The sequence below is a fragment of the Leclercia sp. W17 genome, assembly GCF_003336325.1.
In the GTDB taxonomy this organism is placed as follows: Bacteria; Pseudomonadota; Gammaproteobacteria; order Enterobacterales; family Enterobacteriaceae; genus Enterobacter.
Window position 1 is genome coordinate 2,405,544 of record NZ_CP031101.1, and the last position, 19,801, is coordinate 2,425,344.

A 19,801-nucleotide genomic window follows, 5' to 3' on the forward strand; every position below is an offset into this window, starting at 1 on the left:
AAAAACCATGAAAGATTACGCCATTGCAGCCATCCCCGCAGACGGTATCGGCCCGGAAGTGATCACCGCAGGGGTTGAGGTCTTACACGCGCTGGCCCAGCGTCAGGGAGATATGCGTTTCTCAGTACATACCTTCGAGTGGGGCTCGGACTACTACAAAACCCACGGCGTGATGATGCCGGAAGACGGTCTGGAGCAGTTAAAAGCCTTTGATGCCATCTATTTTGGCGCGGTGGGCGCGCCGGACGTGCCGGATCACATCACCCTGTGGGGGCTGCGTCTGCCGATCTGCCAGGGCTTCGATCAGTATGCCAACGTGCGGCCAACCAAAATCTTGCCAGGCATTCAGTCCCCGCTGCGCAAGGCGGTACCTGGCACCCTCGACTGGGTGATCGTGCGTGAGAACTCGGAAGGGGAATATTCCGGCCACGGCGGTCGTGCGCACCGCGGACTGCCGGAAGAGGTGGGCACCGAGGTGGCGATCTTCACCCGCACCGGGGTAACGCGCATTATGCGCTACGCCTTCCGCCTGGCACAGTCGCGCCCGCGTAAGCTGTTAACCGTCGTCACCAAGTCTAACGCCCAGCGTCACGGGATGGTGATGTGGGATGAGATCGCTGCCGAAGTCGCCCGCGAATTCCCGGACGTCACCTGGGACAAGATGCTGGTGGATGCCATGACCGTGCGCATGACCCTGCACCCGGAGTCGCTGGATACCATCGTGGCAACCAACCTGCACGCCGATATCCTCTCCGACCTGGCGGGGGCGCTGGCGGGCAGTCTGGGGGTTGCGCCGACCGCCAATATCGACCCGGAGCGTCGTTTCCCGTCGATGTTCGAACCGATCCACGGCTCGGCGTTTGATATCACCGGTAAAGGCATCGCCAACCCGGTCGCCAGCTTCTGGACTGCGGCGCAGATGCTGGAGCATCTGGGGGAAGGGGAAGCCGCTGCACGCCTGATGGCGGCGGTGGAGCGGGTCTGCGCCGAAGGGATCATGACCCCCGACGTGGGCGGCACGGCCAACACCCGCGAGGTCACCCAGGCGGTGATCCGCGCCATTGCAGAAGGCTGACCTATGGCACAACACGACGACAGCGCCCTGCGAGGGGCGCTTACTGAGATCTTCATGGCGGCGGTGAAAAGCGCCGACCCCCATGAAGCGCTGATTAACGCCCTGCCGGAGAAACCGCGCGGGCGCTGCATTGTGGTCGGCGCCGGGAAAGCCAGCGCCGCCATGGCCGCCGCGCTGGAGGCCGCCTGGCCGGATGTGGATCTGCAGGGCGTGGTGGTAACGCGTTACGGGCACGCTGTGCCGACGGAAAAAATCCGTATCGTCGAGGCGGCGCACCCGGTATCCGATGCCATGAGCGAAGTGGCCTCAATGCTGATGATGGAGCAGGTGAAGCACCTCACCGCCGACGACTGCGTGATCGCGCTAATCTCCGGCGGGGGATCGTCCCTGCTGGCCCTCCCGCGGCAGTGCATCACCCTGGCCGACAAGCAGGCGGTGAACAAAGCCCTGTTGAAGAGCGGGGCGACCATCAACGAGATGAACACGGTGCGCAAGCAGCTGTCGGACATCAAAGGCGGACGTCTGGCGCAGGCGGCGCTGCCTGCCCGGGTGATTACGCTTATCATCAGCGACGTACCGGGTGACGATCCCCAGAGCATCGCCTCCGGCCCGACGGTGGCGGACAGCTCCACGCCAGAAGAGGCGCTGGAGATTATCGCCCGCTATGGCCTGAAACTGCCGGAGCCGGTAATGCGCGTGCTTCGCACCCCGCGCGCCCCGGTAACGACAGCAGAGATTGACGAGGATATCCGCCTGATCGCCACCCCCTCCGGCGCGCTGGCCGCTGCCGCAGCCGTGGCGCAGAAGATGGGATACACCCCGCTGATCCTGGGCGATGCGCTGGAGGGGGAAAGCGCGCAATTAGGCATCGTCATGGCCGGGATTGCGAAATCCGTAAAACAGCACGGCCTGCCGGTAAAAGGTCCGGCGGTGCTGCTGAGCGGTGGAGAGACCACGGTGACGATTGGCGACACGGGTTGTGGCCGCGGCGGGCGCAACACCGAGTTCCTGCTGGCGCTGGCCTGTGCGCTGAAGGGCGAGGCGGGAATTTACGCCATCGCCGGGGACAGCGACGGGATTGACGGCACCGAGGATGCAGCGGGAGCGATCGTGACGCCGGATACGCTGGCTCGCACCGCGCTTGTTGCTAAGGCGATGTTGCGCGGACATGACAGCTACAGCTACTTTGCCGCCGCGGGCGATCTGGTGGTGACTGGCCCGACATTAACCAACGTGAATGATATCCGGGTGATAATGATCCCCTGACAGGAGCAGTGCCGGGCGGCGCTGCGCTTGCCCGGCCTACAACGGCACCGGCCCCGTAGGCCGGGTAAGGCGCAGCCGCCACCCGGCGTTGCCGCGCGGTCTGATTCCCTCACCGTAAATCACCCGTCCCCCCTTTGACAGGGCACTACACTGATCTACATACCTGCGCGCGCTAACCCAGCGCGTGTTTGTCATGTCCATAAAATAAGGATGCATCATGATCCGGCCTATTCCTCTCGAACGTTATCGCAACATCGGAATCTCAGCGCATATTGATGCCGGTAAAACCACCACCACCGAGCGCATCCTGTTCTATACCGGGGTGAGCCATAAGATGGGGGAGGTCCACGATGGTGCGGCGATCACCGACTGGATGGCGCAGGAGCAGGAGCGGGGGATTACCATCACCTCGGCGGCGGTAAGCTGCTTCTGGTCTGGCATGGATCGCAGCTATGAGCCGCACCGGATCAATATCATCGACACCCCCGGGCACGTCGATTTTACCATCGAGGTGGAGCGCTCCATGCGGGTGCTCGACGGGGCGGTGATGGTTTATGACTCGGTGGGCGGGGTACAGCCACAGTCGGAAACCGTCTGGCGGCAGGCCAACAAGTACCGGGTGCCGCGTATCGCCTTCGTCAACAAAATGGACCGTCCGGGGGCCGATTTCTTCCACGTGGTGCAGATGATGATCGACCGGCTGAAAGCGCACCCGGTGCCGATTGTGATCCCCATCGGCGCGGAGGAGCATTTCACCGGCGTGGTCGATCTGATCAAGATGCGGGCTATCATCTGGGATGACGCCACCCAGGGGATGACCTTTAACTATGCCCCGGTGCCGGATGAGCTACAGGCTACTGCCCGGACCTGGCGGGATAAAATGGTCTCTGCGGCGGCGGAAGCCAGCGACGAGCTGATGGATAAATACCTCGACACCAACGAGCTCGACGAGGCAGAAATTATCCGCGGCTTACGTAAACGGACGGTGGCTGGGGAGATCCAGCCGATGCTCTGCGGCAGCGCCTTTAAAAACAAAGGGGTGCAGCGAATGCTCGATGCGGTGATCGAGCTGATGCCGTCCCCCCTCGACGTGCCCGCTATCGACGGCGTGGATGAAAAAGGCCTGCACGCCGAGCGCCACCCTAATGACGACGAACCCTTCTCGGCGCTGGCGTTCAAGCTGATGTCCGACCCCTACGTCGGTCAGCTAACCTTTATCCGCGTCTATTCCGGGGTGCTGAAAAAAGGCGACGCGGTCTTTAACCCGGTGAAAGGCAAGAAGGAGCGCATCGGGCGTATCGTCCTGATGCACGCCAACGACCGGCACGACGTAGAGGAGCTGCGTACCGGGGATATCGCCGCCTGCGTCGGGCTGAAAGATGTTACCACCGGCGACACCCTGACCGACCCCAACGCGGTGATCACCCTTGAGCGGATGGAGTTCCCGGACCCGGTGATCTCCCTCTCCATCGAGCCGAAAACTAAAGCTGACCAGGAGAAAATGGGCATCGCCCTGCATCGTCTGGCGGCGGAAGATCCCTCCTTCCATCTGCATACCGATGAAGAGTCCGGCCAGACCATTATCTCCGGGATGGGTGAGCTGCATCTGGAGATCATTGTCGATCGCATGAAGCGCGAGTTTGGCGTCGAAGCCAATATTGGCCGCCCGCAGGTGACCTACCGGGAAACGATTCGCAAAGCGGTAAACGACGTTGAGGGCAAGTTTGTCCGCCAGTCCGGCGGTAAAGGGCAGTACGGCCACGTGGTGCTGAGCCTTGAGCCGCAGGCGCCGGGCAGCGGCTTTACGTTCGTCGATGCCACCAAGGGCGGGGTGGTGCCCCGGGAGTATATTCCGTCGGTGGAGAAAGGGCTGCGGGAAGCGATGAACAGCGGCGTGCTGGCGGGCTATCCGGTGGTGGATATCAAAGCGACCCTGACATTCGGCTCTTATCACGATGTCGACTCCTCGGAGATGGCCTTCCGCATGGCGGCGATCTTTGGCTTTAAGGACGCAGCGCGCAAGGCCGACCCGGTGATCCTCGAGCCAATGATGCACGTGGAGGTGGAAACGCCGGAAGAGTACGCCGGGAACATTATGGGCGATCTCTCCTCCCGGCGCGGGCTGGTGCAGGGGATGGAGGAGCAGTTCGGCAGCCAGATTATCCGCGCCGACGTGCCGCTGGCGGAGATGTTCGGCTACGCCACCACGCTGCGCTCCATGTCCCAGGGGCGGGCAACCTACAGCATGGAGTTCCACCACTACGCCGAAGCGCCGCGCATCGTCGCCGATGAGATCATTGCCGGACGGTCGAAAAAGTAGGCCCGTGGGGTGAACCATGAAGCGTCTGCATTATGCTCTCGCCGCACTCATGGCACCCCTTACGCTGCTGGGGTGCGTGGTGATGTCCGGCACCAGCAAAACCGATTTTGCCGCCACCCGGCAGGCGGATATGGTTTTTATCGGCCTGCCTGCGCCGCTGAACTGGCTTGCGGCCGGGATGCAGGGCACCACTTTCCCGGTCTCAAGCCAACTGTCCCTTACCGCCGCGCACGTCGCGGTACCGCTGCTGAAGCCGGTCAGAGCCCAGCATCCGGTCTGCGATGTGGCGGTCATTGCCGATAACAACCGCGGCAAGATCGTGCATCAGCTGGCCTGGGCGCGGGCTGGACGCAACGTCACCCTGTTTGGCTACAGCGCCATCAACAGCCTGCCCAAATCCAGCCGGGGCAAGATCGACGGCTTCGTTAAGCGCGACGGCTGCTACTACGGCATCATCACCGGGGCGGGGGCGGTGTCGGGCATGTCCGGGGGGCCGGTTATAGACAGCCTGACCGGGGAGACGGTGGGGATCATCACCAACGTCATCCCCGGCAAAGGGGCAGTGGCTTTCGTGGCGGTACAGGATTTTACCAACCTGCTGGACCGGATGCGGATCCCTTATAAGACCTATTAGAAGATATTGACTACAGTGCAGGACCTGCAACGCCGGGTGGCGGCTGCGCCTTACCCGGCCTACGTGTCCCGTGCTCATGTAGGCCCGTGCAAGCGCAGCGCCGCCGGGCAAAATCCGGCACCTGAGTAAACACCGGTTATTTCACTCAGGCGCTTTCACCTGCTTCCCGCTGGTCACAAAGGTGCCTGCGCCCAGGTGGTGCAGGGTGTTGCGCTTATCATCATCAAACTGCCAGCGTCCGGCCACGAACGCCCGTTCATCGGCGGCGGCTGAGACCACCTCGCCAAACAGGGTGTCATACTTTTCTGCCGCAGAGGTGGCGGGCAGCAGACGGCACTCCATCCACGCCAGGCACTTCTCTTCAATTACCGGCAGCCCCAGCACCGGGCCGTTAATCACCGGAATCCCGTAGCAGTTGAACTTATCCTCATCCCGTCCGCTGACGCTGCCCACGGCATAGGTCCAGTTGGTGGCCGCCACGCCGGGCACCACGATCCCGAACATGCCGCTGCGCTCAATCAGCTCCCGCGACCAGGCGCTTTTATCCACCACGATGGCGATCCGCGGCGGCTCGAACTCCACCGGCATCGACCAGGCGGCGGCCATGACGTTGCGGCGGTCCAGGCTGTCGTCGCGGCTGGTGATCAGGATGGTCGGGCCGTGATTTAACAGGCGGCTGGCGTGCATTAACTCAACGGGGCGGAAGTGGCTCATAGAATTTCCTCATCAATAGCATCAGAGCATTAAACGTCTGAAAGCCATCGGAAATCAATACGCAACAAAGGTGTCATGTTTTCGCAACACAAGCTGCCTACAGTGGCGAGCATCAAATCCCAAAGAGGATAGCAAGATGCTCACTTCCATATCGCTTAAAGGCGTGTCGTACGCTTTTGGCGCGAATACCGTATTGAATCAAATCGATCTGCATATCGAGCCGGGTAGCGTGGTTGCGCTGCTGGGGCCGTCGGGCTGCGGCAAAAGCACCCTGTTGCGTCTGCTGGCGGGGTTAACCCAGCCCGCACAGGGTGAGATCCATTTTGGCGATCGCCTGGTGGCGAAAACCGGATGGGCGCTGTCGCCGGAAGCCCGGGACATCGGCATGGTGTTCCAGGATTACGCCCTCTGGCCGCACATGACCGTGGCGCAGAATGTGATGTTCCCGCTGAAGATGCGCCATGTTCCGCGTCAGGAACGCGAAAGCCGCGTGGCGCAGGCACTGGATCGCGTCGGCTTAAGCGCCTTCGCCGATCGCAAACCGGCGGGGCTCTCGGGCGGACAGCAACAGCGTGTGGCGCTGGCCCGGGCGATAGTCGCGGAACCGCGAGTGCTGCTGTTTGACGAACCGCTCTCCAACCTCGACAGCGAACTGCGTGGCACCTTGTGTCATGAGATGGCGTCACTGCTGCGCCAGCTCGGCACCACCGCCGTCTATGTTACCCACGACCGCCGGGAGGCTGAAATCCTGGCCGATCGCATCGTGCATTTGTCTGCTGGCAGCGTCGCTGCCGATCGTTTGATTACCACCTCAGGGGAGTTCGCATGAAAGCTACAATGTCCGTCAAAAAAGGAGTGCTGTTAGCCATGGCGTTATCGTCCGTTATGATCTCCAGCGCCCACGCGCTGACCGTCTACACCGCGGGGCCGGGGTCGCTCGCCAAAAACCTGGCCAGCGGTTTTGAAAAGAAAACCGGCGTGAAGGTGGATATCTTCCAGGCCACCACCGGCAAAGTGATGGCCCGCCTCGAAGCTGAGCAGGCTAACCCGCAGGCCGATATTCTGATCTCCGCCTCCTGGGATACCGCGGAAGATCTGCACAACCGCGGCTGGCTGCTGCCGTACCAGAGCGCCAATGCGGCCAACGTGCCTGCGGATCTGAAATCAGAGGACTTTGTGGCCCAGGGCGTGTCGGCGTTGGGCATCGTCTGGTACACCAAAAGCGGCACCCCGGAGCCGAAAGAGTGGCACGATCTGACCACCGCCGCCTTTAAAGACAAAGTCACCACCCCGGACCCGGCGCTGTCCGGTGCTTCACTCGATCTGCTGATCGGGTTGCAAAATGGCATGGGCGATAAGGCCTGGACCCTGTTTAATGAGCTGAAAAAGAACGGCATGGTGGTAAGTGGCCCGAACGCGCAGGCGGTCACCCCGGTGATGCAGGGAGCCAAAGCGGCAGTGTTCGGCGCGGTGGATTATGTCTCGTATGGCAACATCAGCCAGGGCGAATCCCTGAAGGTGATCTTCCCGGCCAGCGGCACGGTGATTGCCCCGCGTCCGATGATGATCCTTAAATCTACCCAGCATGCGGATGACGCTAAAGCCTTTGTGGATTACGTTCTCTCCCCGGAAGGTCAGGCGATGGTGGCCGATGCCTGGCTGATGCCGGCCCGTGGCGATGTGCAGGCCAAACGTCCGCTGCTTAACGACCTGAAAATTCTGCCGACCAAAAGCGATGGCAACAGCGAGCGCAGCGATATCCTCAAGCGTTTCAACACGCTCTTCACCTTATAATCAGGCGACGGGGGCAACCCCGTCTTCAGGACGGCTTCGTGAATCCTAAATATTTATCGGTAACGACGCTGGGATTATTGCTGATCCTGGTGGCGTTTCCGCTCACCTTTATTCTGCTCCAGGCGGTGTTTCCGCACTTCAGCGTCGGGCAGTTCTCCGGGGCGTTCAGCGGCATCAGCCGGCTACTGGCGGAGCCGCAACTGCCGGGCATGTTGGGGGGTACGCTGCAAATTGCCCTTGGCGTCGCGCTGGTCAGTGCGCTGATCGGCTTTCCCCTCGGCGTGGCGCGCGGGTTGTTTAACCTGCCGCTGCCGAGGCTATGGGATCTGCTGTTTCTGATCCCGTTTTTAACCCCGCCCTATATCGCCGCGCTCTCCTGGATGCTGGTCCTACAAACCAACGGCTATCTGCAACAGATGACCGGGGTCAACCTCAACGACCTGCTGTTCAGCAGGAGCGGCATTGTGCTGGTGATGGCGCTGAATATCTTCCCGGTGGTCTATTTTGCGGTGTCGCGCAGCCTGCTGGCGAGCGGCCAGCGTCTGGCACTGGTGGCCCGCGTTCACGGTGCCAGCCCCGGCCGGGCGTTCTGGCATATCACGCTGCCCATGCTTTCGCCGTCGCTGGCGGCGGGGATGCTGCTGGCCTTTACCCTGGCGATTGAAGAGTTTGGCGTGCCTGCCGCTCTCGGCACGCGCGCTGGCGTGGTGATGCTCACCACCGATATCGAGAAAAAGCTGGCGGACTGGCCGATCGATCTTTCGGGCGCATCGATGCTTTCCGTGGTGCTGGTGGTTATCGCCCTGAGTGCCTGGTGGCTGCAGAAAAAGCTGACCGGGCATCAGGATGTGACCAGCATTACCGGCAAACCGACCGAGAATATGGGTGCCAGTGCCGGGATCTTTACGCTGCCGGTTGTCGCTTTTTTTGCGCTGACGGGTTTTATCGCGGTGATTCTGCCGGGAGCGTCGATGGCGCTGTCCGGGGTGCTGGGAACCCTGTCTGGTGGGGTGACGCTGGATAATCTGACCGGCGGGCACTATGCGGCGCTCTTCAGCCAGCAGGGGGATGCGCTGTCGGCGCTGGGCACCAGCCTGTCGCTGGCGCTGGGGGCGGCCTGTATCACCGGCGTGCTGGGCCTGCTGGCCGCCTGGCTGGTGGTGGTGCAGAAGATCAAAGGGCGCGGCGTTCTGGATGCGCTCTCCCTGATGCCTGCCGCCTTGCCGGGCGTGGTAGTCGGGGTGGGGCTGATCCTGCTGTGGAACCGTCCGTTCTGGCCAGTCTCGCCCTATAACAGCTGGGCGATATTGCTGCTGTCCTACTGCTGCCTGATGCTGCCGTGGCCGGTGCGCTATGTCGGCAGCGCGCTGCGTCAGTTGGGGGGGAATCTCGAGCCTGCCGCGCGGGTGCATGGCGCGTCGGCGTTGCAGGCGCTGCGCTTTATCGTGTTGCCGCTGGTCTCCCCGGCGATGCTGGCGGCGATGCTGATGGTGTTTGCCATCGCCTCGCGCGAGCTGGTGACGTCGCTGCTGCTGGCCCCGGCGGGCACGCAGACCGTCTCGGTATTTATCTGGCGTCAGTTCGAGCAGGGATCGGTCGGGCAGGGAATGGCGATGGCGACCCTGACGCTGCTGACCGGGCTGGTGCTGATGTTAACGGCGCTCGGGATCATGCAACGCACCTCGCGCGGATAAAAAGCACGTTTGAAACAGTGAGCGGGGTAAATTAGTTTATAAACAAGGAAAACTGTAAAAGGAACTGACTATGACCCCGTTTTTGACCACTTATCTCGCCCGTACCGGCTGGCAGCAGCCGGTTTCTGTGGACATCGCCACCCTGCGGGGTCTGCACCTGCATCACAACAGCGCCGTCCCGTTTGAAAATATCGATGTGGTGCTGCCGCGTGAAATCCAGCTCGACGAGCAATCCCTGGTCGATAAGCTGGTCACCGCCCGCCGCGGCGGGTATTGCTTTGAGCAGAACGGGCTCTTCGAGCGAGCCCTTCGTGAGGTGGGATTCCATGTGCGCAGCCTGCTGGGTCGGGTGGTGCTGGCGAATCCGGCCCAGATGCCGCCGCGCACCCACCGTCTGCTGCTGGTGGATCTGGAGGGCGAACGCTGGATCGCCGACGTCGGTTTTGGCGGGCAGACCCTGACCGCGCCCATCCGTTTGGTTGCCGAAGAAGAGCAGGCGACGCCGCACGGCCTGTACCGCCTAATCAACGACGGCAGCGACTGGGTGCTACAGTTCCGCCACCACGAGCACTGGCAATCGATGTATCACTTCGATCTCACCGCGCAATACCAGGCCGATTATGTGATGGGCAACTTCTGGTCAGCGCACTGGCCGCAGTCCCATTTCCGTCATCATCTGCTGATGTGTCGCCATCTGCCGGACGGCGGCAAACTGACCCTTACCAACTTCCACTTCACCCACTGGCAGGACGGCCACGCGGTGGAGCAGCTTAACCTCCCGGATGCAGAAGCACTCTATCAGGTGATGCAGGAGCGGTTTGGGCTGGGGGTGGATGATCCGAAGCACGGCTTTACGCTGGCGGAACTCACGGCAGTGATGGCCGGGTTTGAAACCCATCCGCAGGCGGGGAAATAGAACGGGAAGGGGCGTAAGCCCCTTTCTGTTAGCAAGGAAAAACTTCCTTCCTGATGAAGCCCATTACAACAGTTCTTTCCCTTGCAGTTCGCCAAATGTAATTTCCAGATGCATATTGTCTTCTGTGATCGTAGATAGAAGCAATTCCAGCACTGTTTCGTCCTTTCCGACCTCTGTAAAATTAGGGTTATTTTCCCAATTTGAATCGGTGTTTTGCGGCATAAATACGCTCCGTGTGAAGATACAAAATATCCACCATGAAGTTTAAGTGGAGGTGGTTGACAGTGTCTATACATGTTTGGATTTGTAATCTGCGGCCTGCAACGCCGGGCGGCGCTGGCGCTTGCCCGGCCTACGGTGTGGTGCGCTTTTGTAGGCCGGGTAAGGCGAAGCCGCCACCCGGCGTGGGTGAGGTTATCGTCGGGATCTCACCAGCTGATAACGCCGTGTAATATACTCAAACGGCGCGCTCCAGACGTGGACCAGCCGGGTGAAAGGGAAGATCAGGAAAATGGTCATCCCCAGCACCAGATGGACGCGGAAAATAAAGGCCACGCCGCTCAGCATCTCCGATGAGCCGCCGCGGAAGGTGACAATCCCCTGGGCCCATCCCACCAGCTTGAGCATCTCACTGCCGTCCGGGTACTGCGCCGAGAACGGAATGGTCGTCAGGCCGAGCACGCACTGGGTCAGCAATATACTCATAATGACAATATCCGGCGTGGTCGACGTGGCCCGCACCCGCTGGTTAAACAGGCGGCGGTAGAGCAGCATCGAGCCGCCAATCAGCGTCAGCACCCCGCAGATCCCCCCGGCGATCATTGCCAGCTGCTGTTTCACCGCCATCGGCAAAAACCAGGCGTACATCCAGTGCGGGGTTAACATCCCGAACAGGTGGCCGAAGAAAATCCCCAGAATGCCGATGTGGAACAGGTTAGAGCCCCAGTTCATGCCGCGCTTGTCCAGCAACTGGCTGGAGGAGGCGCGCCACGTGTACTGGCCGTAGTCATAGCGCAGCCAGCTGCCGAGGAAAAAGACCGCGGCGCAGATGTAGGGGTAAATATCGAAGAAAAAGACGTTCAGATGGTGTGTCATTTTGGGCCTCCGGCGCTGACGTCCACGTACTGGGGCGCGACGTCCTGGCTAAAGCGTCGTTGATATTGCTGCATCGGCGAACTGTCGCAAGCCGTGGCGTTATCTTCAATAAACTTCACCTGTTCCTCTTCCCAGACCGCATCCAGCGCCTGGCGGGTGTCATCCCGTTTTTCGCCTGCCACCTGCTGCGTGACACTGTCACTTGATAGCTTACTGCCTGCGAATTTCAGCAGGGCATCGAACAGCTGATACTGTGCCACCTCCCGCTGTTTTAATCGCCCGCCAATCAGCGCCAGGATCGGCGCCACGTTCTGCAGCCCCTCTTGCGCCTGCGCCTCGGGCAGGATGCTCAGATACTCCAGATAGAGCGGCAGATAGTCCGGCAGTTCGCGGCAGTCGAGCTGCAAGCCGGCCTGCTCGTACTGGTTCATCAGGTCGACCATCGCCTGGCCGCGATCCCGGGATTCAGCATGCACGTGCTCGAACAGCAGCAGCGAGGTGGCGCGCCCGCGCTCGAACACTTCGCACCACGCCGCCTGCCGGTCAAGCAGCGGGGCGTTGAGATAGTGCTCTGCAAACGGCAGCAGCATCGGGGCGTCCTGCGCCACCAGGGCGAGGGCTTCGTCGCGGCTCTCCCACAGCGCCTCGTCCGGGTACTCAATCAGCAGGGCGATAATTTTGAGGATCTGCATTACTCTCCCTCCCCATGTTCGCGCACCTCGGTGATGTTGATGGCGTCGATGCGGCTGCTGTTGAACAGATTGAATTTGGTGTCGGAGCCGTGGCAGCCGTCACCGAAGGTAAAGCCGCAGCCGTTGCGCTCCGGGAAGGCGTCCCGGGCCATTTCCCGGTGGCTGGTCGGGATCACGAAGCGGTCTTCGTAGTTGGCGATGGCGAGATAGCGGTACATCTCCTCTACCTGTTCCACGCTCAGGCCCACCTCTTCAATAGCGCGGGTATCAGTCACCCCCTCTACGGTCTGGGAGCGCTTATAGTGGCGCATCGCCATCATGCGTTTCAGGGCGCGCAGTACCGGGCCGGTATCGCCCGCGCTGAGCATGTTCGCCAGGTACTGCACCGGAATGCGCAGGCTTTCCACCGCGGGGAGGATGCTGTCGGTCTGCGGCAGGCCACCGGCATCGGCGTAAGACTGGATCGGTGACAGCGGCGGAACATACCAGACCATCGGCAGGGTGCGGTATTCCGGGTGCAGCGGCAGGGCCAGCTTCCAGTCCATCGCCAGTTTATAGACCGGGGAGCGCTGGGCAGCATCAATCACGTTTTGGGGGATGCCCTGTTTCAGCGCCTCTTCAATCACCGCCGGATCGTTCGGATTGAGGAACACGTCGCACTGACGTTCATAGAGATCGGTTTCATGCTCGGTGCTGGCCGCCTCCTGGATACGGTCTGCATCATAGAGCAGCACGCCGAGGTAGCGGATGCGTCCGACGCAGGTTTCCGAGCAGACAGTCGGCTGGCCCGATTCGATACGTGGATAGCAGAAGATGCATTTCTCCGATTTTCCGCTCTTCCAGTTGAAGTAGATTTTTTTATACGGGCAGCCGCTGATGCACAAACGCCAGCCGCGGCATTTGTCCTGGTCGATCAGTACAATGCCGTCCTCTTCCCGTTTGTAGATGGCGCCGCTCGGGCAGGTTGCCGCACAGCTCGGGTTCAGACAGTGTTCGCACAGGCGCGGGAGATACATCATGAAGGTATTTTCGAACTGGCCGTACATCTCCTTCTGCATCCGGTCGAAGTTGCGATCCCGGGCGCGTTTCTCAAACTCGCCGCCCAGCAGCTCCTCCCAGTTTGGCCCCCACTTAATTTTATCCATGCGCTTGCCGTCAATCAGCGAGCGGGGACGGGCAGTGGGGAGATGCTCGCTCTCTTTGGCCCGATGCAAATCCTGGTAATCGAAGGTGAAGGGCTCGTAGTAATCGTCGATCTGCGGCATTTGCGGGTTAGCGAAGATTTTTGACAGCACCCCCAGCTTGCCGCCCAGCCGCGGGGTCAGCTTGCCGGAGATGCCGCGGATCCAGCCGCCTTGCCACACCTCCTGGTCCTCCCAGTTTTTCGGGTAGCCGATGCCCGGCTTGGTTTCGACGTTGTTAAACCAGGCGTACTCCATCCCTTCGCGCCCGGTCCAGACGTTTTTGCAGGTCACCGAGCAGGTGTGACAGCCAATGCATTTATCGAGATTTAACACCATGCCGACCTGTGAGCGTATTTTCATTTTTTCGCCTCCTGTACCTGGTCGTTACCTTCGCCATCCAGCCAGTTAATGTTTTTCATTTTGCGGATCATGATGAACTCGTCGCGGTTAGAGCCCACGGTGCCGTAGTAGTTAAAGCCGTAGGCGAGCTGGGCGTAGCCGCCAATCATATGGGTTGGTTTTGGGCAGACGCGGGTCACGGAGTTATGAATGCCGCCACGCCGTCCGGTCACTTCTGAACCGGGAATATTCAGAATGCGCTCCTGGGCGTGGTACATCATGGTCATGCCCGGCGGTACGCGCTGGCTGACCACCGCCCGGGCGGTGAGCGCCCCGTTGGCGTTGAAGGCTTCTATCCAGTCGTTATCTTCAATGCCCAGCTCCCGGGCGTCGGTTTCGCTCATCCAGACGATGGGCCCGCCGCGCGACAGGGTCTGCATCAGCAGGTTTTCGCTGTAGGTGGAGTGGATGCCCCATTTCTGGTGCGGCGTGAGGAAGTTGAGCGCCTTTTCCGGGAAGCCGTTCGGCGGGATCTCGCGCATATGGCTGACGCTGCGGGTATCAATCGGCGGACGATAGGCCACCAGGCTTTCGCCGAAGGCGCGCATCCAGAGATGATCCTGATACAGCTGCTGACGCCCGGAGAGGGTGCGCCACGGGATCAGCTCGTGGACGTTGGTGTACCCGGCGTTATAGGAGACATGCTCGCTCTCAATGCCGGACCAAGTGGGGCTGGAGATGATTTTGCGCGGCTGGGCCTGGATATCGCGGAAGCGGATCTTCTCGTCCTCCTTGTTCAGCGCCAGATGGCTGTGTTCGCGCCCGGTGAACTCCGCCAACGCTTCCCAGGCTTTGACCGCCACCTGGCCGTTGGTTTCCGGGGCGAGGGCGAGGATCACCTCCGAGGCGTCAATGGCCGTCTCAATGCGCGGGCGGCCTTTCGCCGGGCCGTCGAGCTTGACGTAATTGAGCTTGCCGAGGAAATCGACCTCATCCTGGGTGTTCCAGGAGATGCCTTTCCCGCCGTTGCCGAGCTTGTCCAGCAGCGGGCCGAGTGCAGTGAAACGCTCGTAGGTGTCCGGGTAGTTACGCTCGACCACGGCGATGTTCGGCGCGGTTTTACCGGGGATCAGATCGCATTCACCTTTGCGCCAGTCGGCAATGTCAAACGGCTGGGAGAGCTCCGCCGGGGAGTCATGCTGTAACGGCTGCAACACCACGTCGGTTTCAGTGCCCAGATGGCCGACGCAGACCTCAGAGAAGACTTTGGCGATGCCCTTGTAGATCTCCCAGTCGCTGCGGGACTCCCAGGCCGGATCCACCGCAGCGGAAAGGGGATGAATAAACGGATGCATATCCGAGGTATTCATATCGTCTTTCTCATACCAGGTGGCGGTGGGCAGAACAATATCCGAGAACAGGCAGGTGCTGGACATGCGGAAGTCGAGCGTCACCAGCAGATCCAGCTTGCCCTCAATAGCGGCGGTCTGCCACTCCACCTCTTCCGGCTTCACGTCATCGGTGGTGCCCAGATCGTCGCCCTGAATGCCGTTTTCGGTGCCCAGCAGGTATTTGAGCATGTACTCATGCCCCTTGCCGGAGGAGCCGAGCAGGTTCGAGCGCCAGACAAACAGGTTACGCGGGTGGTTATTGCCGCTGTCCGGCTGCTCGCAGGCCATACGGATATCGCCGGATTTCAGCGCCTGGGCGGTGTACTCCTGGGGCGACATGCCAGCCGCATCGGCCTGAGCCTTAATGTGCAGCGGGTTAAGGTTCAGCTGAGGGGCGGAGGGCAACCAGCCCATCCGCTCGGCGCGCACGTTAAAGTCGATCAGGTGGCCAGTAAACTTCGAGGCGTCTGCCAGCGGGGAGAGCAGCTCCCGGGCGGTGAGTTTCTCATAGCGCCACTGGCTGGCGTGGTTGTAGAAGAACGAGGTGCTGTTCATCTGCCGAGGCGGTCGGTTCCAGTCCAGCGCAAAGGCCAGCGGCAGCCAGCCGGTTTGCGGGCGCAGCTTCTCCTGGCCGACATAGTGCGACCAGCCGCCGCCGCTTTTCTCCACGCAGCCGCAGAAGACCAGCATGTTGATCATCCCGCGGTAGTTCATGTCCATGTGATACCAGTGGTTGACCCCGGCGCCGAGGATAATCATCGACCGGCCATGGGTTTTATGGGCGGTGTCGGCGAACTCCCGGGCGATCTGCTCGATATGATGGCGTGGTACGCCGGTGATCTGCTCTCCCCATGCCGGGGTGTAGGCTTTGATCTCGGCGTAATCTTTGGCCGCGAGGTTATCCTCCAGCCCGCGGTCGAGGCCATAGTTGGCCAGCACCAGATCGTAGACGCTGGCGACCTGCAGCTGGCGGCCATCGGCAAGGGTCAACGTTTTCACCGGCAGCTGGCGCACCAGCACCGGCTCCTGCTTCACGCTGCGAAAATGCGGGTTCTCGTTGCCGCCAAAGTAGGGGAAGGCCACCCCGGCGACGCTGTCGTGGGTGCCCAGCAGGGAGAGCGCCAGCTCCGTCTCCTGGCCTGCCGCCAGTGGCTCGAGGTTCCATTTGCCTTTTTCACCCCAGCGGAAGCCGATAGAGCCGTTCGGCACCACCAGATCGCCGGTGGTGGTATAGGCGACGGTTTTCCACTCCGGGTTGTTGGTTTCACCCAGCCCGTCGGCAAGGTCGGAGGCGCGCAGCATCCGCCCCGGCACCAGGCTGCCATCCTCCCGCGGATCGAGCATCACCAGCATCGGCATGTCGGTGTAGCGGCGGCAGTAGTTGAGGAAGTAGTCGCTCGGGTTATCGAGGTGGAACTCTTTCAGGATCACGTGGCCCATCGCCATCGCTAAGGCGCTGTCGGTGCCCTGTTTCGGCGCCAGCCACTGGTCGCTGAGTTTCGCCACTTCTGAAAAGTCCGGCGTGATGGCGATGGTTTTGGTGCCTTTGTAGCGCACTTCGGTGAAGAAATGGGCGTCCGGGGTTCGGGTCTGCGGCACGTTCGACCCCCAGGCGATGATATAGCTGGAGTTGTACCAGTCCGCGGACTCCGGCACGTCGGTCTGCTCGCCCCAGGTCATGGGTGAGGCAGGCGGCAGGTCGCAGTACCAGTCGTAGAAGCTCAGGCAGGTGCCACCCAGCAGGGAGAGGTAGCGCGTGCCTGCGGCGTAGGAGACCATCGACATCGCCGGGATGGGCGAGAAGCCCGCCACCCGGTCCGGGCCGTAGTGTTTGATGGTCCAGACGTTAGCCGCGGCGATAAGCTGGTTCAGCTCTTTCCAGTTTGAGCGGACAAACCCGCCATGTCCGCGGGCCTGCTTGTAGCTCTGGCGCTTTTGCGGATCGTTCTGGATGGCGTTCCAGGCCAGCACCGGATCGCTGTGCTGCGCCAGCGCCTCGCGCCACAGCTCAATCAGCTTCTTGCGCACCAGCGGATACTTCAGGCGGTTGGCGCTGTAGAGATACCAGGAGTAGCTGGCCCCACGCGGACAGCCGCGCGGCTCGTGGTTCGGCAGGTCGGGGCGGGTGCGGGGGTAGTCGGTCTGCTGGGTTTCCCAGGTCACTAGGCCATTCTTGACGTAGATTTTCCAGCTACAGGAGCCGGTACAGTTCACGCCGTGGGTGGATCGCACAATTTTGTCGTACTGCCATCGCTGGCGATAGCTGTCTTCCCAGTCGCGGTTGGTGTGCATCACCTGACCGTGTCCATCGGCGAAGGTGTCGCCTTTGAGTTTGAAATAACGAAAGCGATCCAACAATTTACTCATGACATTTCTCCTGACGGGGCGACGCACCACCCCGGGGTTACACTGCTCACAAAATATTGAATATCGTTATGATTTGACGTGCTTCTGCCGACGGCCATACACCAGCCAGGTGACAAACACGCAGACGACGTAGAACACCAGGAAGACCTTCATTGCCCCTACCGGGGAGCCGGTTAATGCCAGCGAGGTGCCAAAGGCTTTGGGAATGAAGAAGCCGCCCACGGCACCAATAGCCGAGATAAAGCCGAGCGCGGCCGCGGTGTCGGTAACCGCCTCTTTCTGCGCCTGTTCCTCCGTGCCGCCGCGCAGTTTCACTCTATAGACGGTGATTTGCCGGAAGATGACAGCGATCATCTGGAAGGTCGAGCCGCTGCCCAGCCCGGCGGTAAGGAACAGCCCCATAAACACCAGATAGAAGGCGGTAAAGCTGCCGGAACCGGAGCCTGGCAGGGTAAGGAAGAGCAGGGCGGTAAACACCGCCATAAAGATGAAGTTCACCAGCGTGACGCGCACGCCGCCGAGCTTGTCGGAGATCACCCCGCCAGCGGAGCGGGCCAGCGCGCCAATCAGCGGGCCGAAGAAGGCCAGATGCAGGATGTTAACGTCCGGGAACTGGGTTTTCGACAACATGGCGAACCCCGCGGAAAAGCCGATAAACGAGCCGAACGTCGCCAGATAGAGTAGGCTCAACAGCCACAGATGAAGACGTTTGAGCACCGGCAACTGGCTGGCGATGGTTGCTTTTGAACTGGCGATGTCGTTCATACCGAAAAAGGCGGCAACGGTTGCCAGCAGCAGCAGCGGGGCCCAGATCCAGGCGGCGTTCGCCAGAAACAGGGACGAGCCATCCTCCTGCGGCACGCCGTGTACCCCGAGAAAGGTAAACATCGGCAGGAAGATTACCACCGGGGCCACCATCTGCATCACGCTGACGCCGAGGTTGCCCAGCCCGCCGTTAATACCCAGCGCGCTGCCCTGTTTCGATTTGGGGAAGAAAAAGCTGATATTGCCCATGCTGGAGGCGAAGTTGGCACCGGCAAAGCCGCACAGCAGGGCGATAATAATAAATACCGAATAGGGGGTAGCGGTATTTTGCACCGCAATACCCAGCCAGACGCAGGGAATAATCAGAATGACGGTGCTTAATACCGTCCAGTAACGGCCACCGAATATAGGCACCATAAAGGAGTAGGGAACACGTAATATTGCCCCAGAGAGCGAAGGCAGGGCGGTTAACATAAACAGTTGATCGGTCGTAAAATTAAAACCCACCTTATTCAGATTGACCGCCACCGCACTAAATAACATCCAGACGCAAAACGCCAGCAGCAAACAGGCCACGGAGATAACCAAATTTCGTCGCGCAATCGGCTTGCCTTTATTTTCCCAAAATGCGGCGTTTTCCGGTTTCCAGTTGCTTAACAGATAAGGATTATTCTTCTCAGCTTGTTGTGACATATTACCCTCTTGCATATCCGTAAATGGCAGAAAGAGAAAGTCATTCAGGCAGAGACCTGAATTTTTGGTGAGAGATTATTAGATGTTTTTGGGAGTCTTCTGAAAGGATAGATATAAAAAATGAACCCATGAGTTTAGAAGGGAGAAGTGGGTTCGCTTATTGTGTTACAAATCGTAACAGTTAAGAGATGTTGATGATTAGCCCAGCTCGAGGGTAATTAACGTATCAAGATGCTGATTAAATGCGGCATCGTCCATCTGCGGCATGGATAACACATAGAGCCCGTCCAGCCCGCAGACCAGGCCAATGAGCCGCCAGGCGACGTTCTCAGCACTGTCTTTCAGATTAAAGGCTTTCGCCTGTTCACCCGCGCGTATGATGGCTACCGTCTCCTGATGCCACATCTCCATGGTTAACACATACGCGCCTTTTATTTCGGCATCGCGGGTGGCTAACAGCTGGGCTTCCCGCCACAGGCGAATGTAGGGCTCAAAACTGCGGTCGTCGCTGCCGAGCATGGCATGCAGGCGTTCGCGCAAGCTGGCATTTTCCGCGACTATTTCAGCATCCAGCAGGGCGCGGATCAGGCGGATAAAGGCCTGCGACTTTAATTCACCCGCGGAGGCAAAGTGGTGGTGCACCTGGCCGGTCGCCACTTTTGCTTCGGCGGCAATACGTCTGACGGTCATCCCGGTAAAGCCTTCGCTCAGCGCCACGCGCATCGCCGCCTGCAGGATCTCCTCCCGCCGTTCATCCTTGCTCAGATAGCTCATTTTTTTCACTCTCAACTGGGGGATAACCAGTGTAACAAAAAGCTGGACATGCGTTCAACTTTACGTAGGATCGCAATCTGGACATGTG

The 19,801-nt window shown here is 60.4% G+C and carries 16 protein-coding genes; 8 read left to right on the forward strand and 8 right to left on the reverse strand.

All coding sequences use genetic code 11. The annotated features are described in order from the left end of the window. Window positions 1–7 precede the first annotated feature (7 nt). The 4 genes from DVA44_RS11800 to DVA44_RS11815 all read left to right on the forward strand — a co-directional run bounded on the left by DVA44_RS11800 (window position 8) and on the right by DVA44_RS11815 (window position 5,295). Window positions 8–1,075 carry a tartrate dehydrogenase gene (locus DVA44_RS11800; protein ID WP_114387006.1) on the forward strand — a complete coding sequence of 356 codons (1,068 nt, stop codon included), beginning with the start codon at window positions 8–10 and terminating at the stop codon, window positions 1,073–1,075. A gap of 3 nt (window positions 1,076–1,078) precedes the next feature. Continuing rightward, window positions 1,079–2,341, forward strand: a complete 1,263-nt coding sequence (locus DVA44_RS11805; protein WP_114387008.1) for a glycerate kinase — start codon at window positions 1,079–1,081, stop codon at window positions 2,339–2,341. Between the two features lie 217 nt (window positions 2,342–2,558). After that, complete coding sequence (fusA, locus tag DVA44_RS11810; protein ID WP_114387010.1) at window positions 2,559–4,661, forward strand: elongation factor G; 2,103 nt, start codon at window positions 2,559–2,561, stop codon at window positions 4,659–4,661. Between the two features lie 16 nt (window positions 4,662–4,677). Next, window positions 4,678–5,295 (forward strand): trypsin-like peptidase domain-containing protein, encoded by a 618-nt coding sequence (locus DVA44_RS11815; RefSeq protein ID WP_114387012.1) that lies wholly within the window; start codon window positions 4,678–4,680, stop codon window positions 5,293–5,295. Between the two features lie 141 nt (window positions 5,296–5,436). Here the strand turns inward: DVA44_RS11815 and DVA44_RS11820 are convergent, their stop codons facing one another. Beyond that, the gene (locus tag DVA44_RS11820) at window positions 5,437–6,009 is read right to left on the reverse strand and encodes a flavin reductase family protein (protein WP_114387014.1); all 573 of its coding nucleotides are present in this window, start codon (window positions 6,007–6,009) and stop codon (window positions 5,437–5,439) included. Window positions 6,010–6,145: 136 nt separating this feature from the next. Between DVA44_RS11820 and DVA44_RS11825 the strand changes: the two genes are divergently transcribed. From DVA44_RS11825 to nhoA, 4 genes are all read left to right on the forward strand, one after another. Continuing rightward, on the forward strand, window positions 6,146–6,838 hold the full coding sequence (locus DVA44_RS11825; RefSeq protein ID WP_114387016.1) for an ABC transporter ATP-binding protein: 693 nt from the start codon (window positions 6,146–6,148) through the stop codon (window positions 6,836–6,838). Then, window positions 6,835–7,803: an ABC transporter substrate-binding protein gene (locus tag DVA44_RS11830; protein ID WP_114387018.1), complete on the forward strand. Its 969-nt coding sequence runs from the start codon at window positions 6,835–6,837 to the stop codon at window positions 7,801–7,803. The genes DVA44_RS11825 and DVA44_RS11830 overlap by 4 nt, the downstream gene beginning before the upstream one ends. A 38-nt stretch (window positions 7,804–7,841) precedes the next feature. Further along, window positions 7,842–9,497, forward strand: a complete 1,656-nt coding sequence (locus DVA44_RS11835; RefSeq protein WP_114387020.1) for an iron ABC transporter permease — start codon at window positions 7,842–7,844, stop codon at window positions 9,495–9,497. 70 nt (window positions 9,498–9,567) lie between these two features. Next, window positions 9,568–10,413, forward strand: a complete 846-nt coding sequence (nhoA, locus tag DVA44_RS11840) for an N-hydroxyarylamine O-acetyltransferase (protein ID WP_114387022.1) — start codon at window positions 9,568–9,570, stop codon at window positions 10,411–10,413. Between the two features lie 63 nt (window positions 10,414–10,476). Here the strand turns inward: nhoA and DVA44_RS25680 are convergent, their stop codons facing one another. From DVA44_RS25680 to DVA44_RS11870, 7 genes are all read right to left on the reverse strand, one after another. Further along, entirely contained in the window at window positions 10,477–10,635 is a 159-nt protein-coding gene (locus tag DVA44_RS25680; RefSeq protein ID WP_168194481.1) for a hypothetical protein, read from the reverse strand. Window positions 10,636–10,827: 192 nt separating this feature from the next. After that, the gene (gene narI, locus DVA44_RS11845) at window positions 10,828–11,508 is read right to left on the reverse strand and encodes a respiratory nitrate reductase subunit gamma (RefSeq protein WP_103179651.1); all 681 of its coding nucleotides are present in this window, start codon (window positions 11,506–11,508) and stop codon (window positions 10,828–10,830) included. Further along, window positions 11,505–12,200 (reverse strand): nitrate reductase molybdenum cofactor assembly chaperone, encoded by a 696-nt coding sequence (gene narW, locus DVA44_RS11850; RefSeq protein ID WP_114314923.1) that lies wholly within the window; start codon window positions 12,198–12,200, stop codon window positions 11,505–11,507. Before narW ends, narI begins: the two co-directional genes overlap by 4 nt. Continuing rightward, window positions 12,200–13,744, reverse strand: a complete 1,545-nt coding sequence (narH, locus tag DVA44_RS11855; protein WP_114314924.1) for a nitrate reductase subunit beta — start codon at window positions 13,742–13,744, stop codon at window positions 12,200–12,202. Before narH ends, narW begins: the two co-directional genes overlap by 1 nt. Continuing rightward, the gene (locus DVA44_RS11860; protein ID WP_114387024.1) at window positions 13,741–17,481 is read right to left on the reverse strand and encodes a nitrate reductase subunit alpha; all 3,741 of its coding nucleotides are present in this window, start codon (window positions 17,479–17,481) and stop codon (window positions 13,741–13,743) included. Before DVA44_RS11860 ends, narH begins: the two co-directional genes overlap by 4 nt. A 66-nt stretch (window positions 17,482–17,547) precedes the next feature. Then, window positions 17,548–18,939: a NarK family nitrate/nitrite MFS transporter gene (locus DVA44_RS11865; RefSeq protein ID WP_114387026.1), complete on the reverse strand. Its 1,392-nt coding sequence runs from the start codon at window positions 18,937–18,939 to the stop codon at window positions 17,548–17,550. Between the two features lie 198 nt (window positions 18,940–19,137). Beyond that, window positions 19,138–19,713 carry a TetR family transcriptional regulator gene (locus tag DVA44_RS11870; RefSeq protein WP_114387028.1) on the reverse strand — a complete coding sequence of 192 codons (576 nt, stop codon included), beginning with the start codon at window positions 19,711–19,713 and terminating at the stop codon, window positions 19,138–19,140. Window positions 19,714–19,801: the final 88 nt, after the last annotated feature.